We start from the raw sequence: 16,103 nt of genomic DNA, 5'->3' as shown, positions 1-16,103 counted from the left end.
CGGAGCGTACCAACAGTTCCCTGGAGTTCCAGAGATTTCCAGCATTCACCTCAAAGTGGCGCGCCTGAGGTGAGCATGGCATCGGCGTGCTGGGGGAGCGGCGTGGGCAGGCCCCCCTCGACTCCGAAGAGCCGGCCGTCCAGGTGGTGGATGGCGTAGCCGATGCCGCCGAGCACGACGCACTCGTCCCCGAGAGTGGAGACGCGCAGCTCAGGGGGCCGCATGCAGACCTCGGCCAGGCGGCGGCGCAGCGGCGGCAGCAGGATGTCAGCGGCCCGGGAGAAGCTCCCGCCCAGGATGACCAGCTCGGGATCGACGGTCAGCACCATCATGGCGGCCCCGAGCGCGAGCACCTCCACGTAACGCTCGACCGACTCCATCGCGGCCGGGTCGCCGTCGCGCGCGGCCGACAGCACGTACCTGGCGGCGTCCTGCGGCGGGATGCCCGTCGGCACCACGGGGCTGCCGTCGAGGAGCGCGGACCCGTCGGCCCACCGGGACAGGGGGAGCAGGCTGATCTCGCCGGCCGACCCGGCGAACCCCCGGTGCAGCTTGCCGTCGACGATCAGGCCGGCGCCCGTGCGCCGTCCGGCGTGCAGGAACAGCACGTCCTTGGCCCCCTGCGCCACGCCGCGCTGCCACTCGGCGAGCGCGGCCAGCTTGCTGTCGTTCTCCACCAGGACCGTGCAGGGGAACATCTCCGAGAGCCGGCCCGCGAGGTCCACGCCGGACCAGTTCCGGATGGCGGTGGACAGCGCGACGCGGCCCTCGGGATCGACCAGGCCCGTGGTGCCGGCGGTGACGGCCCACAGGTCGCGCCTGGTCAGGCCGGCCAGGGACAGGCACCCCGCGATGGCCTTGTCGATGGCGTCGAGCCGGGCGTCGGTGGGCGTGTCCGGGTCGACGGTGTGGCGGGTCTCGGCCAGGATGTTGCCGTCGAGGTCGGCGAGCGCGGCCAGGACCTTGTGCGCTCCTATGTCGACGCCCACGACATGGCCGCCGTCGGCGCGGAAGCGGTAGCGCCGCGCCGGGCGTCCCATCGTCCCCGCGACCGGCGCGACCTCCTCGACCCAGCCGAGCCCGACCAGTTCGTCCATCACGTCCTTGGTGGAGGGGCGGGACAGCCCGGTGCGCTCGGCGAGCACCGACAGTGTGAGCGGCTCGGCGCCGCGCAGAACCCTGATCGCGGCCAGGGAGTTGAGCTGCCGTAGCCGCGAGAGGTCGCCGCCGCTCGGCGCAGGGTTCGACATGGACGGTTCCTAATGTAGGTCTCCTCGTTAAGTCCGATTATGCCAGCCATCCTCGGAGGCCGGGAGAGCACGCCCTTGACGGGTTTACAGAAAAGATTGCCCATTGACCCCTATTTCGGCTCAGTGCTACTAATGATGGGCTCCTTCGTAAATGCCCCGCTTGAGAGGACGTGCTGATGTCGCGAGCGAAGTTCACCGACGTCGGCGAGGTCGCGTGCGACCGCCGGCACGCCCTGGTCTTCGAGCACGGCTGGCAGTCATGGAGCCCTTCGGGCGCCTACCGCCTCGACGACACTCCGCCCCGGGCGGCCGACGCCACCATCCAGGTGCTGGCCTACCGCCCGGAGACCCCCGTGCCGCCCGGCGTGTTCCAGGGCGAGGGCCTGCTCGCCGTCGACCCCGGGGACGGCGGGCCGGTGCACCTCTGGTCGGCTCCCGGCCACCTCGCCGTGCCCTCCATCAGGGCGCGGCGGGCCGGCGACGACACCCTGGTGATCTCGGCCGACGGCCCCGTGTCCCACTGGCGAGCCGAGGGGCCGCTGGACACCGCCCTCGCGGGATGGGCCGACACGATGGCCGCGCCGGTCGCCCCCGCGATCTCGGTGATCCCGCCGCTCTGGTGCTCCTGGTACGGGTACTGGGACAAGGTCACCGAGTCCGACGTGACCGAGAACCTCTCCCTGGCCGACCGCCACGGCATCGACCTGGACCTGTTCCTCATCGACGACGGCTACGAGACCGGCATCGGCGACTGGCTCGACGTCCGGCCCGCCTTCGGCTCCCTGGAACGGGCCGTCGGCGCGATCGCGGACAGCGGCAGGAGGAGCGGCATCTGGGTGGCGCCCTTCCTCGTCGGACGGCACAGCCGCCTGTACGAGGAGCATCCCGGCTGGACGGTCCCCGGCGTCAGCGCCGGGCACATGTGGGACCAGGACCTCGCCGTGCTGGACGTCACCCGCCCGGCCGCCGCCGAACACCTGGCCGGCGTCTTCCGCGAGCTGACCGCGCTCGGGATCGCGCACTTCAAGCTCGACTACATCTACGCGGGCGCCATGCCGGGCCGCCGGCACGACGGCGCCGGCCCGATCGCCGCCTACCGGCGCGGCCTGGAGCTGATCAGGGAGGCGACCGGCCCCGGCGCCGTGATCCACGGTTGCGGCGCCCCGCTGCTGCCCAGCCTCGGCCTGGTCGACGTCATGCGCGTCAGCCCCGACACCGCGCCCCGGCGGATGCCCCGCCACGGGGACATCAGCCAGCCGAGCCAGCTAGGCGCCCGGCTCACCGGCGAGGCCCGCGAGTTCCTGCACGCCCGCTGGTGGGTGAACGACCCCGACTGCCTCATCGTGCGGCCCGAGGTCGAGACCCGTGAGGAGTGGGCCGCGCACATCGAGTCCAGCGGCGGCCTGCGCGGCGCGAGCGACCCCATCGCCGCCCTGGACGCGTGGGGCCTTGAGACGACCCGCCGCCTGATGACCCCCACCCGCCCCGACCCCTCCGGGCCTCCGCCTCTGGCCCGTCCCTGGAGCACTGAAGCCATCGTGACGGCCGGTCCCGGAACGGCGACGCCGTGAGCCCGGCGCAGGTCCAGGCGGCCCCGATGAAGGCCCGGCCCGACACGGCCCCGGCTCCGGTCGCGGCCGCCCGGCGCGGGCTCACCGGCTGGTATCCCTACCTCTTCATCGCACCCAGCCTGTTCGGCGTGATCGCGTTCCTGCTGCTGCCCGTGCTGATCGTGGCGGGGCTCAGCTTCTTCAACTGGCAGCTGCTGTCGGACCCGGCGTTCACCGGCCTGGACAACTACCGCAAGCTGATCTCGGACCCGTCGGTGAGCCACTCGCTCTGGGTCACCGTGCTGTACGTGCTGCTCTGCGTGCCCGCGCAGACCGCCCTCGCGCTCGCGCTCGCGGTCCTGCTGAACCAGCGGCTGAAGGGCGTGAAGATCTTCCGCGCCCTGTTCGTCATCCCCTGGATCGCCACCCCGATCGTGATGGGCCTCGTCTGGGACTGGATATTCGACCCGGTCAACGGCGCCGTCAACAGCGCCCTGGCCGTGGTGGGCGTGCAGGGCCCCGACTGGCTGTCGGACAGCACGTGGGCGCTGCCGGCCATCGCGCTCGTCAACATCTGGCAGCACACCGGCTACAACATGCTGTTCTTCCTGGCCGGCCTGCAGGGCATCCCGAAGGAGCTGCACGACGCCGCCTCGACGGACGGTGCCACGTCCTGGCAGCGCTTCTTCACCGTCACCCTGCCGCTGCTCAATCCGGCGATGTTCTTCGTGCTGGTCACGAACATGATCGGCGCCTTCCAGGTGTTCGACACCGTGTTCGTGATGACCGACGGGGGGCCGAGCGACAGCACCGAGGTGATCAACTTCAAGATCTTCGGGACGGCGTTCAGGGAGTTCGACTTCGGCTACGCGTCCGCGCTGGCGATGCTGCTGTTCCTGATCATCCTGCTGGTCACGCTGGCGCAGGTGCGCTACTTCAACCGCCGCACGACCTACGACCTGAGCTGAGAGGAGGCACCGGTGCTCAAGAAGTCCGCGATCTACGTCGTCCTCCTCGCCGGGGCGTTCCTGTCGATCTTCCCGTACCTGCTGGTGGTGCTCACCGCCTTCAAGTCGCGCGGCCGGCTCAACGCGACCAAGCCCTGGCTACCCGCCTTCCCGCCGTCGCTCGGCAACATCGAGCGGCTGCTCGACACGGGATTTCCGTGGTTCCTCGGCAACACGCTGGTGATGACGGCCGCGCTCACCGCAGGGCAGCTCGTCTTCACGACCTTCGCGGCCTACGCCTTCGCCCGCATGCGGTTCCGCGGCAGGGAGGCCCTGTTCTGGGTGTACATGGCGACGCTGATGGTGCCGGCCGCGGTCACCGTCATCCCGCTGTTCCTGATCATGCGCCAGCTCGGCCTGGTCAACACCTGGTACGGCCTGCTCGTCCCGTACCTCCTCGGCACGCCGTACGGCATCTTCCTGATGCGGCAGTTCTTCAGGGGCATCCCCGCCGGCCTGGAGGACGCGGCGCGCATCGACGGGGCGGGCCCGCTGACGACCCTGTGGCGGATCATCCTGCCGCTCAGCCGCCCCGCCCTCGGGACGCTGGCGATCATCACGGTGATCTCGTCCTGGAACAACTTCATGTGGCCGATGATCATCACCAGCGGTGACGACACCAAGGTGATCACGGTGGCGCTCGCGGGGCTGAAGGGCGCCGTCGGCGTGGACGACACCCTGATGATGGCCGGCAGCCTGATCGCGCTCGTCCCCATGGTCGCGATCTTCATCTTCTTCCAGCGCTACATCGTGCGGTCGGTGGTCCTCACCGGACTGAAATGACCGCACGCCACCGCCCGACCTGAGCTCCCGACAGGGCAACATCACGAAAGAAAGGTGTCAGCGAATATGACATCCCCCCGAATTCGCTGGGCCGGCGCCGCGTTCGGCGCACTTCTCCTCTCCGCGACCGCCGCCTGCGGCGGCTCGGGCTCTGGTACGTCCGGAGGCTCCGGCGAGAAGGTCACGCTCACCTACCGGCTCTGGGACGACCAGCAGAAGGTCGGCTTCGAGAAGGTGGCGGCGGCCTTCCAGAAGAGCCACCCGAACATCGGCGTCACCATCGAGCTGCTGCCCTACGACCAGTACTGGACGAAGATGACCGCCGACGCGGTGGCGGGCACGGCGCCCGACGTCTTCTGGATGACGGCCTCGCAGTTCCCCGAGTTCGTCACCAAGGGCATCCTGGCCGACCTCAGCCCCCTGAAGCTCGACACGAGCATCTACAACAAGAACGTCGTCGACTCCTACACCTACCAGGGCAAGCTGTACGGCGTGCCCAAGGACTGGGGCATCGTCGGCCTGCTCTACAACAAGGACGCCTTCAAGAAGGCCGGCGTGGAGATGCCCGACAAGCTGAACTGGGCCCCCGACGGCTCGGGGACCTTCCTGGAGCTGGCCCGCAAGCTGACCGTCGACGCGGCCGGCAAGCACCCGGACGAGAGCGGCTTCGACGCCGGCAAGGTGAAGCAGTGGGGCTTCGCCTCCTGGAACCACTACCAGACCCAGTGGATGAACTGGATCAACTCCAACGGCGGCAAGCTCATCGACAAGCCGTTCGGCCAGTACGTCTTCAACGACGACGCCTCGGTGCAGGCCCTGCAGTGGGGCGTCGACCTGGTGAACAAGTACCACGTGTCGCCGCCCGCCACCCAGACCAACCCGCCGACCGGCAAGGTGACGCCGATGTTCGAGCGCGGCGAGGTCGCCATGTTCCCCGCCAACAACGCGCTGCTTCCCTTCGTGACCCCCGAGTCCAACTTCGAGATCGGCGTGGCCGCCATGCCGGAGGGCCCGGCCGGCCGGTCGGTCAACATCAACGGGCTGTCGGAGGCCGTCTACTCCAAGTCCAAGCACCCCAAGGAGGCCCAGGAGCTCGCCGCCTTCCTCGCCTCGCCGGAGGCCCAGAAGATCATGGGCGACGCCGGGTACGTCTTCCCCGCGATCTCCAGCCTGGACCAGGGATACGTCGACTACTGGAAGAACACCAAGAAGCTCGACGTGTCGCCCTTCCTTGAGGAGGCGCAGGGCCAGACCTACAACCTCCCGGTGGTCACCGGCTTCACCGGCTTCGAACCGAAGATGAACCAGATCTTCAACGACATGTACCTCGGGAAGGTCACGCCGAAGGCCGCCGCCGACCAGGCGGTCCAGGAAGGCAACGCCTCCATCAAGTAGACGGCCGTACGGCGGCGCGGCGCACGCCCGCGCCGCCGTACGGCCAGCCGCTTCTCGTTCACCACCTCCCGGCCGCTCCGCCATTTCCCCGGCAACGCTCCGCCACGTACCAGGCAACGCTCCGCCGCCTCCCCGGCCGCTCCGCCATCACCTGGCGACGCTCCGCCGCCTCCATGGCCGGCTCCACCGCCGTCCGCTCCTGGCCCGCGCGCCGGGCGTCCGGCACGCGCCGGTCACCTTTCTGCGAGGAGAACCCCCCATGCCCCCATCTCCGGGAATCTCCCGGCGTTCCCTCATCGCCGGCGGCGCCGGCCTCGGCCTCGCGGTCGCGCTCGGCCCGCCCGGGCAGGCGGCGCAGGCCAGCCCGGCGGCCCGCCGCGCCGCCCCTCTGCGCGACGTGTTCCGGCTCGGCGTGGCCTCCGGCGAGCCCGACGCCGAGGGCGTGGTGCTGTGGACCCGCCTCGCCATGGACCCCATAGCGCCCGACGGACTCGGCGGCATGCCCGCCCGGCCCGTACCGGTCCAGTGGCAGTTCGCCCGCGACGAGAACTTCAAGAAGGTCGTGCGCCACGGCGTCGAGACCGCCCGCCCCGAGGAGGCGCACAGCGTCCACGTCGAGCTGGACGGCCTGGACCCCGGCGCGGAGTACTTCTACCGCTTCAAGGTGGAGAGCGAGCTGTCGCAGGCCGGCCGCACCCTCACCGCCCCGGCGCCCGGCGCCCGCAAGCGCGACCTGCACCTGTCGTTCGCCTCGTGCGCCGACTACCAGAAGGGATGGTTCACCCCCTACCGGCGGATGGCCGAGGACCACCCCGACCTGATCGCCTTCCTCGGCGACTACATCTACGAGTACGGCGACTACAAGTATCCGGTGCGCGACCAGGCGGGCGGGGAATGCTTCGACCTCGCCGGCTACCGGCTGCGGTACGCCCAGCACAAGGCCGACCCCGACCTGCAGATGGCGCACGCCATCGCGCCCTGGACGGTCGTGTTCGATGACCACGACATCGAGAACGGCTGGGCCGGCGACGTCCCCGAGCAGCCCGACCCGCCGTTCCTGCCGCGCCGGGCGGCGGCCTTCCAGGCGTTCTGGGAGAACATGCCGCTGCGCCGCGCGCAGAAGCCCACCGGACCGGCCATGTCGCTGTACCACACGCTGCGGTGGGGCGCGGTGGCCAACATGCACATGCTGGACACCCGGCAGTACCGCGACCTGTACGCCTGCACCGGCAGGTCCGGCACGGTGGGCGACGACTGCGCCGACCGGTTCGACACCGGGCGCACCATCCTCGGCGACGAGCAGGAGGCCTGGCTCGGCGAGCGGCTCCGCACCTCCGAGGCGGTGTGGGACCTGCTCGGCCAGCAGGTGTTCTTCATGCAGATGGACTGGGCGAACGGCGCCGCGCACGGCTATTCCAACGAGGGCTGGGACGGCTACGTCGCCAGCCGGAACCGGGTCACGGCCGCCATCGCCGACAACAGGCGCAACGGCGTCGTGCTCACCGGTGACGTCCACTCCCACTGGGCGGGCGAGGTCAAGCGCGACCACGCCGACCCCGGATCGCCGTCGGTCGCCGTCGAGCTGGTCTCCACCTCGGTCACCTCCGAGGGCGACGGCAGGGACGAGTACGACAACACCCAGATCCTGCTCGCGGAGAACCCGCACGTGAAGTTCTTCAACGGCCGGCGCGGCTACGTGCGGACCGTGGTGTCCGAGCGGGAGATGAAGGTCGACTTCCGCTCGCTCGGCTACGTCTCCGAGCCCTATGCCCCCGCCTACACCTCCGGCTCCTTCGTCATCGAGCCCGGCACCCCGACCCTCAACCCCGCCTGACGGGAGCCTCGAGCCCATGTACCGCAGAACGGCCGCCGCGACCGCGGTCCTGCTCGGCGTGCTCGCCGTGCCCCTGGCCTCCGCCGCCCAGACCACCGGCGGCCCTCCGCCCATCGACGCCCCGCCCATGGGGTGGAGCAGCCGCACCCTGGGCTGCGCCGTCAACGAGGCGGCCGTCAGGAACGCCGCCGACACCCTCGCCGCGAACGGCCTGGCCGCCGCCGGCTACAAGTACGTGATCATCGACGGCTGCTGGCTGGCCAAGCAGCGCGACGCCCGGGGCGGGCCGGCCGCCGACGCAGCCCGGTTCCCCGGCGGGATCGAGGCCCTCGCCGGCTACGTTCACGGCAAGGGACTCAAGCTCGGGCTCGCCCACTCGGCCGGCACCACCGCCTGCTCGGGCGGCGGCCCAGGCGCCTACAAGCACGAGGCCGCCGACGGTGCGCAGATCGCCGGCTGGGGCGTCGACTACCTCAAGTACGACTGGTGCTCGATCCCCACCGCCGACTTCCCGGGCAAGAACGTCCAGCAGATCGCCCAGACGCTGTACCCGGCGATGCGTGACGCCCTCGGCGACAAGGTCGCCTTCGCCATGAACAACGAGGACGGCAGCACCGTCCCGTGGCTGTGGGGCGGGCAGGTGGCCACGTCCTGGCGCACCAACGTGGTGACCAAGCCGCTGACCGACGCCTACGCGCACATGGTCGACGTCTGGGAGACCAACATGCTGCGCGGCGAGTACGCCGGGGCGGGCCACTGGAACGACGCCGACCTGCTGCAGGCCGCCCGGGGCGGCATGACGGCCAGGGAGTACCAGGCCCAGGTCAGCCTGTGGAGCGTCATGGCCTCGCCGCTGATCGCCCAGGCCGACCCGGCCAAGCTGGACGCCGGCCTGCTCGGCAACCCCAAGGTGATCGCGGTCGACCAGGACCCGCTCGGGGTGCAGGGCCACTACGCGGTCACCGACGGCTGGTACCACGTGATCGACAAGCCCCTCGCGAACGGCGACCACGCGGTCGTGCTGTTCAACGAGAGCAACCGCTACGCCACCATCACCGCGACGGCCGCCCGCCTCCGACTGCCGCAGGCGGACCGCTACCGCGTCGAGGACCTGTGGACCGGCGCCGTCACCCTCACCAAGGGGGACATCGGCGCGGCCGTACCACCGCACGGCGCCGTGATGTACCGCATCGGCACGGGACGGGTGAGCGCGCCGCCCGCGGTGACGTTCGAGGTCGCCCCGGCCTCGTTCCTCGGCGACAACCGGCCCCCGGTGCTCGAGCCGGGCAGGGCGGGACGGATCGTCACGCGGGTCACAAACACCGGCGGGACCGCCAACCTGCGCCAGGCGACCGTCTCGCTGACCATGCCACAGGGGTGGAAGGCGGTCCCCGCCACCGCCGCCACCTCGCCCAAGCCCCTCGCCACCGGCGACGTCTTCGAGACGTCGTGGGACCTCACCCCGCCCGCCGACGCCCCGCTCACCGGCTACCAGATCGGCGGCACGGTCACCTGGGACGGCGGGCCGCAGGTCGCCTCGGGTGCCGGCGTCCTGCTCGCCAAGGCGCCCGGGCCCGGCAGGACGTACCTGAGCGACCTGCCGTGGACCGTCATGACCAACCACCTCGGCACCGTCGAGCGGGACCGCAGCAACGGCGACGGCGGCACCGGAGACGGGCGCCCCCTCACCGTCGAAGGCACCGTCTACGCCAAGGGCCTCGGCGCCCACGCCCCCGCCGACATCGAGTTCTACGTCGCCGGACGGTGCTCCACCGTGGAGTTCCAGGGCGGGGTCGACGACGAGGTCGACGAACCCGCCGCCAAGCACGGATCGGTGGAGTTCCAGGTCTGGGCGGACGGCGAGCGCACCGCCCGGTCCGGCGTCGTCACCGGCGACCGGCCCGCCAAGAAGGTCACCGCCTCGGTCCAGGGAGCCACCTACATCCGCCTGGTGGCCACCAACGGCGTCGACAACGCCTATTGGGACCACGCCGACTTCGCCGACGCCACGATCACCTGCGACTGAGGGACGCGGCCACCGTCCCGAGGCCGGCCTGGGCGGGAACCCGTCCAGGCCGGCGCCACGACCGACCGAAAGGAAACGATGACCATCCCGAGGCCCGAGCGGCGGGAACCCCGCCCAGGCACGTTCACCATCGACCGCGACACGGGGATCGCCGCGCACCCCGCGTTGGCGGGCGCGGCGGCCTGGCTGCGAGGTGAGCTCGGCGCGGCGACCGGGTACGACCTGGCCCCTCGCCCGCCGGGCCCCGGAACGATCGTCCTGGCCCTCGCCGACCCTGGTGGAGGCCTCGGGCCGGAGGACTACCGGCTCGCCGTCGACGCGGGCGGCGCGCGCGTCGAGGCGGTGACGCCGGCGGGCGCGTTCTACGGCGCGCAGACCCTCCGCCAGCTCCTGCCCGCCGAAGCGTTCCGCCGGGCCCCGCTCGGCGCGGGCCCCTGGATCCTGCCCGCCGTGCGCATCGAGGACGGGCCGCGCTTCCCCTGGCGCGGCTGCCTGCTGGACGTCGCCCGCAACTTCATGCCCAAGGCGGAGGTGCTGCGCTTCATCGACCTGCTGGCCATGCACAAGCTCAACGTGCTCCACCTGCACCTGACCGACGACCAGGGGTGGCGCGTCGAGATCGAGCGCCACCCCCGGCTCACCGAAGTGGGGGCCTGGCGGCGGGAGAGTCAGATGGGATGGCGCGGACCCGGCGACGGCGTACCGCACGGCGGCTTCTACACCCAGCGGGACATCAGGGAGATCGTCGCCTACGCGGCGGCCCGGCACATCACCGTGGTGCCCGAGATCGACATCCCCGGCCACACGCAGGCCGCCATCGCCGCCTACCCCGAGCTGGGCAACCTCGGCACGCCGCTGGAGGTCGCCACCACCTGGGGCGTTTCCCAGAACGTCCTCAACGTCGAGGAAGCAACCGTGCGGTTCTTCCTGGACGTGTTCGACGAGGTCCTGGAACTGTTCCCGAGCCCCTACATCTGTGTGGGCGGGGACGAGTGCCGCAAGGACCAGTGGCGGGCCAGCCCCGCCGCGCACCGCCGCATCGCCGAACTCGGCCTTCGCGACGAGGAGGAACTGCAGAGCTGGTTCATCGGGCGGTTCGACGCCTACCTCGCCGATCGGGGCAGGCGGATGGTCGGCTGGGACGAGATCCTCGAAGGCGGCCTCGCCCCCGGCGCGGTCGTCGCGTCCTGGCGCAGCCTGGACGGCGCGGTCTCGGGAGCCCGCGCCGGCCACGACGTGATCAACTGCCTGAACACCTCGGTCTACCTGGACTACCGCCAGTCCGATCACCCCGACGAGCCCGTCCCCTTCGGCACCGTGCTCACCCTGGCCGCGGTGCACGCCTTCGATCCCGTGCCCGGGGAGCTCGACGGCGCCGAGGCCCGGCACGTCCTCGGCTCCACGTGCTGCCTGTGGACCGAGCTCATCGACTCCGGCCGGCGGCTCGACTACATGGCCTTCCCGCGGCTGGCGGCGTTCGCCGAGGCCATGTGGAGCCGCGGGGAGCGCGACTTCGAGGAGTTCCGCTCGCGGCTCGCCCCCCACCTGGAACGCCTGGACGCCATCGGCGTCGAGTACCGGCGCGAGGACGGCCCGCTGCCCTGGCAGACCCGGCCCGGCGTCCCCGGCCGCCCGGAGGACCTGGGCCGCTGGCTCGCCCACATGGCCGTCGAGACCAGCAACATCCGCGGCGGCCTGACATGACCGGCAGCCCCTTACCTGCGGACTCCGGCACCGCCCCCACAGACCTGCGCCTGCCCGCCGAGTGCGCCGCGTTGCCCAGCCCGTTCGCGGGAACGCCGATCTACCGCGACCTCTCCGTCCTCGACCCCGATGACGAGCAGGACCGCGTCCTGGAACTGATCGGCGAGACCCAAATCCCCTGAGCGCCTCCGCGCCCCCTCCACCCCCCAAGGAGCCTCACATGGACGCAGGACGGTTGCCCCGCCTCGCCGTCGCCGTCATGCTCGTACTGGCGAGCATGACGGCGTGGCAGGCACCCGCGAGCGCCGCCACCGGCGGCGTCATCACCGCCCAGGAACTCAGCGGCGTGCGGCCGCTCTCCGACGAGGGCAGCTTCACCACCATCACGGGTCACCGGGACGCCGCGGAGGCGTCCTCCCGGCCGTTCACCGTCACCGACCTCGGGGACGTCGTCGCCGGGGGCTACAAGACCCAGAACATCTGCCACGCCACCGACGTGCACGTCTCCGCCTCCGTCCAGGGCTTCTGCTGGGCGAGCGCCGACGACTCCACCAACGTCTGGTACCCGCAGGGCATCACCGGCAGCGGTGACGGCGCCAACGGCTCGGTGCTCTACACCCCCTGCTCAGGCTGCGCCGCGAAGAAGATCGTCGCGGTGAGCTGGCACAGCAGCTACCATCACGAGGCCGGCGAGAACAGGCTGGCGCGCGTCAGCTTCGTCGACGTCACGAACGGCGTCGTCGGCGCGAACTACCGGCACGTGCTGCTGGTCGAGCCGGACGGCACCTCCGCGGGGTACCACGCGATCCCGAGCCACGCCGACGGCATCATGTGGTACGGCAACAAACTCTTCATGGTGACCGGCGGCGACCCGGCGGTCAGCGGGGGAGACCGCCTCGTCCGGGTCTTCGACCTGCGCCACATCTGGAGGATGAGCTCCACCTCCTCGGGGTCGGTCGGCTGCACGAGCTCGGCCTGCTCGGCGGCGTACCACATCTACGCGCTCCCCGAGATCGGCTACTACCGCTTCGCGGGCAGCGGAGGCGTCTGCGTCTCGCTCGACCTGTCCAACCCCTGCATGACCAGCGTCTCCCTCGACAGGTCCGGCTATCCCGACGCCATGGTGACCACCGAGTTCAAGTCGGGCGGCTCCGGTGGCAAGATCATGCGCTGGCCGCTCGACGCGGATACCGCGCTGCTGAAGAAGAGCGCCGACGGCTACGTCCACCCGATCGCGGGGTGGACGTCGCCCGTCTGGGACACGCAGGGCGGGGTCTTCACCGGAAGCCACGGCCTGCTGGCGGGACGGTGCCCCAACGGCACGCCCGTCGTGAGCTACATGCCCTCGACGACCGACGGCCAGGTGGTCGACTCCTCCGGGACGACGACCTACACCAAGTCGTGCCTGCACAAGACCACGCTGGCGTCCGACGGCACCCTGGACGTCCACTACTGGACCACCACGCCCGCCAACTCCCAGAACCTCAGCTACTGGCCCGCGAGCCACGAGCTCTGGCTGGCGAGCGAGTTCAAGGGGGACGGGGTCTATCCGGGCGACCGCCTGGTCCTGGTGTTCGACTGCCCCGGCCTGACCTGCTCGTGACCGCCCGACCGGCTCCCTGCCACCCGCCCAAGCCCCTGACCGTCCGGCCTGTTCTCTGCCACCCGGCCCATGGCCCCTGACGGCCCGACCTGCTCCCGGCCGCCCGCCCATGCCCGTGACCACCCGGCCGTCTCACCGTCTGATGCCCCGATCACCTGACGGTCTGACCACCTGACCACCTGACCACCTGACCGGATCGTGCCGGGCTCGGGTCTCCTCCCCGGCCCGGAGCGATTCGCACGGCGGCCGGGCGCGCGTTGCTTCGCAGCGTTCGAACGCGCGCCCGGCCGTCACACCTGGCCTCACACCTGCCGCCACATCCGCCCGACCTCGCCGGGCGGCCTCAGCCGAGGGGTCTGAAGTAGGTGCCGGGCCGATCGGTGCCGGCCACACCGCCGACGCACCGGTAGATCCGGACCCCCTCCTTGAACGCCTCCGGGCTGGGCGGCAGCACGGAGACCATCCACTTGCCCGCCGTGATCGCCTTGGCCGCGCCGTACCGCGAGCGCAGCAGGACCGGCAGCGAGCACAGCTTCTTGACGACGGGATGCGCCTCGAGGTCATGCATGTCGTAGGTGAGCGTGTCGAGCGGCAGCGGGGCGATGGCGAAGGTCTCCCACGAGTGGGTCTCCTCGCAGCCGCGCCTCTTGACCGTCACCGATCCGGCGATCGACACGATGCCGCCCCAGCACTCCGCGTCCCGCCCGCAGGCCGCGCCCGCGCCGGCGACCGCCGCCGCGGGGCAGGAGGTGGTGGTGGTCGGGACCGTCCCGATCGACCCGTCCGGCGCGACGGCCGGCGAGGAGGCCGGTACGGAGGCGGGCCCGCCGGCCTGCCCGCTCCCGCTCGGCGCCCCCGTAATCGTCACGACCCCAGGGTCCTGGCCCTCCCGCAGCATGATCGCGGCCCCGACCGTCAGCAGGAGCGCGAAGACGCCCGCCACCGCGACGTACAGCCCCGTATGCGCGTGCGACCGGGGCACGGGGGGCACCGTCGGCAGCGAGGCCTTCGCTCCGTGCCCGGTCGCCGCCGCCGGCCTGCCCGGCCCCGTCCTCTCCGCGTGCACGCCGTGAACCGCCGGCCCCGGCCGGGCGCCCGGTCCGAGGTCCCCGGCGCTGGGAAGCGACGGCCCGGGCGGGAACGGCGCCGCGTGCCCGGAAGGCCCTGGGCCCGAGGAGGCCGCGTACCGGGAAGGCCCTGCGCCGGAGGCCGCGTACGGAGAAGGTCCTGGGCCCGAGGAGGCCGCGTGCGGGAGGGCGGGCCCCGGGCGGGCGGGCCCCGGAGCGGATCCGCGCGACGGCAGAACCGCGGCCGGCAGGGCGGAGAGCGCGTCGCGGAGGGCGGCCGCCGACGGGATGCGCATGCGCGGGTCGGTCGCCATCCCCGCGCGGAGCACGGCGGTCAGCTCCGGCGGCACCCCGGGGATCTCGGGAATCGGCCGCCGGTGCATCGCCATGATCATCGCGATGTTCACCACGCCGTTCTCAGGGAAGCGCGGCGGCCTGCCGTTGAGCAGGGCGTACAGCGTGGCCGACAGTGAGTACACGTCACCGGCCGGGCTCGGCGGGGCGAGTTCGAAGGCCTCGGGCGGCCCGAAGGCCGGCGTGAGGGACTCGCGGGTCACCGACATGTCGGCCTCGGCGTGCGCGGCGGTGGCCAGCCCGAAGTCCGACAGCGCCACCATGCCATAGCCGTTGACCAGGATGTTCGCCGGTTTGACGTCGCGGTGGAGCACGCCCGCCGCGTGGGCCGCGGCCAGGGCGTCGCCGATGCGCACGCCGATGTCGCGGACCTCCGCCGGCGCCGGCGGCCCCTCGGCGCGCAGCCGGTCGGCCAGGGACCCGCCCGGGCACAGCTCCAGCACCATGTACGGCCGGCCGTCGCCGAGCACCCCGGCGTCGTACACGTCGGCCACGTGCGGATGCCCGGACAGGGCGCCGGCCGAGCTGACCTCGCGCATGAACCGCCGCCGGTCGCGCTCGGACACCAGCACGCGGTTGTCGACCTTGAGGGCGACCTCGCGGCGCACGGCGAGCTGCCGGGCGCGGTACACCACGCCGAAACCGCCCTGCCCGAGGATCCCGAGCACCTCGTAGCCCGGCACCTCAGGCGCTCCAGGCTCGGCCACCATCCACCTCCAACGGGGTCAGAGGCGGCACACTACCGGAAGCGATCCCTCCCGAATTCCGTACAGAAAGGTTGACGGGCAGCGAGCCGTGAAGTCGTGAAATTTCCGTGCGTACCGGACATGGGATCGCGTGCGGCGGTACCTGACCGTGAACTGGCCCTGGCAGCGGTACGTGACGGTGAAGTACCCCTATGCTGTCTGGCATGGCGACCGTGGCGGGCAACGGCGGGCGAGATCCGGACCGCCGCCGGGCGCTCCTCGACGCGGCCGACCGGGTGATCCGGCGCGAGGGACCGCAGGCCTCGATGGCCGCGATCGCCGCCGAGGCGGGCATCACCAAGCCCATCCTCTACCGGCACTTCGGCGACAAGAGCGGGCTCTACCGGGCGCTGGCCGACCGCCACGTCCGCACCGTGATCAAGCAACTGCGGCCGGAGTTCGCGAAGGCCCGCACCGACCTGCGCGTCCGCGCCAGGGCCACCATCGAGACCTACCTCGACATGATCTCGGCCAATCTCAACCTCTACCGCTTCCTGTTCCACCGCGCCGGCGCCGAGGACAGCCGCACCCACTCGCACATGGCCACGATCGTGCGCAGCCTGGGGGAGGAACTCGGCGCCGTGATCGCCGCGGACGGCACCGTGGCCGACCCGGTTCGCGCCCAGATCCTCGGGCACGCCTTCGTCGGCATGGTGCAGACCACGGGCGACTGGTGGCTGGAACACCCCGAGGTCGACCGCCGCCAGGTCGTCGACACCCTCACCGACGCCGTCCTGACCGCCATGACCAGCGCCTCCCGGCCGCCCGCCGGCCGCTGATCCGC

General features: G+C 71.7%; 12 protein-coding genes. 10 read left to right on the top strand and 2 right to left on the bottom strand.

Features of this window, described 5'->3' with window-relative positions; genetic code table 11:
• Positions 1-50: 50 nt before the first annotated feature.
• Positions 51-1,250 carry an ROK family transcriptional regulator gene (locus MYF83_RS02960; protein WP_248958574.1) on the bottom strand — a complete coding sequence of 400 codons (1,200 nt, stop codon included), beginning with the start codon at positions 1,248-1,250 and terminating at the stop codon, positions 51-53.
• Positions 1,251-1,426: 176 nt separating this feature from the next.
• On the opposite strand from MYF83_RS02960, the gene MYF83_RS02955 reads away from it, so the two are divergent.
• The 9 genes from MYF83_RS02955 (at position 1,427) to MYF83_RS02915 (ending at position 13,152) form a co-directional block, all read left to right on the top strand.
• Positions 1,427-2,821 carry a glycoside hydrolase family 36 protein gene (locus MYF83_RS02955; RefSeq protein WP_248958573.1) on the top strand — a complete coding sequence of 465 codons (1,395 nt, stop codon included), beginning with the start codon at positions 1,427-1,429 and terminating at the stop codon, positions 2,819-2,821.
• The gene (locus tag MYF83_RS02950) at positions 2,818-3,768 is read left to right on the top strand and encodes a carbohydrate ABC transporter permease (RefSeq protein ID WP_248958572.1); all 951 of its coding nucleotides are present in this window, start codon (positions 2,818-2,820) and stop codon (positions 3,766-3,768) included. The genes MYF83_RS02955 and MYF83_RS02950 overlap by 4 nt, the downstream gene beginning before the upstream one ends.
• Before the next feature lie 12 nt (positions 3,769-3,780).
• Complete coding sequence (locus MYF83_RS02945; protein ID WP_248958571.1) at positions 3,781-4,590, top strand: carbohydrate ABC transporter permease; 810 nt, start codon at positions 3,781-3,783, stop codon at positions 4,588-4,590.
• Between the two features lie 66 nt (positions 4,591-4,656).
• Positions 4,657-5,985 (top strand): ABC transporter substrate-binding protein, encoded by a 1,329-nt coding sequence (locus MYF83_RS02940; RefSeq protein WP_248958570.1) that lies wholly within the window; start codon positions 4,657-4,659, stop codon positions 5,983-5,985.
• A 259-nt stretch (positions 5,986-6,244) separates the two neighbouring features.
• Entirely contained in the window at positions 6,245-7,819 is a 1,575-nt protein-coding gene (locus MYF83_RS02935; protein ID WP_248958569.1) for an alkaline phosphatase D family protein, read from the top strand.
• A 16-nt stretch (positions 7,820-7,835) separates the two neighbouring features.
• Positions 7,836-9,845: an NPCBM/NEW2 domain-containing protein gene (locus tag MYF83_RS02930; protein ID WP_248958568.1), complete on the top strand. Its 2,010-nt coding sequence runs from the start codon at positions 7,836-7,838 to the stop codon at positions 9,843-9,845.
• A 78-nt stretch (positions 9,846-9,923) separates the two neighbouring features.
• Positions 9,924-11,549 carry a beta-N-acetylhexosaminidase gene (locus MYF83_RS02925; RefSeq protein WP_248958567.1) on the top strand — a complete coding sequence of 542 codons (1,626 nt, stop codon included), beginning with the start codon at positions 9,924-9,926 and terminating at the stop codon, positions 11,547-11,549.
• Positions 11,546-11,731, top strand: coding sequence for a hypothetical protein (locus tag MYF83_RS02920; protein ID WP_248958566.1), 186 nt, complete (start codon positions 11,546-11,548; stop codon positions 11,729-11,731). Before MYF83_RS02925 ends, MYF83_RS02920 begins: the two co-directional genes overlap by 4 nt.
• Positions 11,732-11,769: 38 nt before the next feature.
• On the top strand, positions 11,770-13,152 hold the full coding sequence (locus MYF83_RS02915; protein ID WP_248958565.1) for a hypothetical protein: 1,383 nt from the start codon (positions 11,770-11,772) through the stop codon (positions 13,150-13,152).
• A gap of 343 nt (positions 13,153-13,495) precedes the next feature.
• Here MYF83_RS02915 and MYF83_RS02910 read toward each other — a convergent pair whose 3' ends face one another.
• Positions 13,496-15,283, bottom strand: a complete 1,788-nt coding sequence (locus MYF83_RS02910; RefSeq protein ID WP_248958564.1) for a serine/threonine-protein kinase — start codon at positions 15,281-15,283, stop codon at positions 13,496-13,498.
• Positions 15,284-15,471: 188 nt separating this feature from the next.
• On the opposite strand from MYF83_RS02910, the gene MYF83_RS02905 reads away from it, so the two are divergent.
• Entirely contained in the window at positions 15,472-16,098 is a 627-nt protein-coding gene (locus MYF83_RS02905; protein ID WP_248958563.1) for a TetR family transcriptional regulator, read from the top strand.
• The last annotated feature ends 5 nt before the right edge of the window (positions 16,099-16,103 follow it).

The sequence above is a fragment of the Sphaerisporangium perillae genome (genome assembly GCF_023276435.1).
GTDB classification, from domain to species: domain Bacteria; phylum Actinomycetota; class Actinomycetes; order Streptosporangiales; family Streptosporangiaceae; genus Sphaerisporangium; species Sphaerisporangium perillae.
This window is presented reverse-complemented; position numbering and strand designations above follow the sequence as displayed.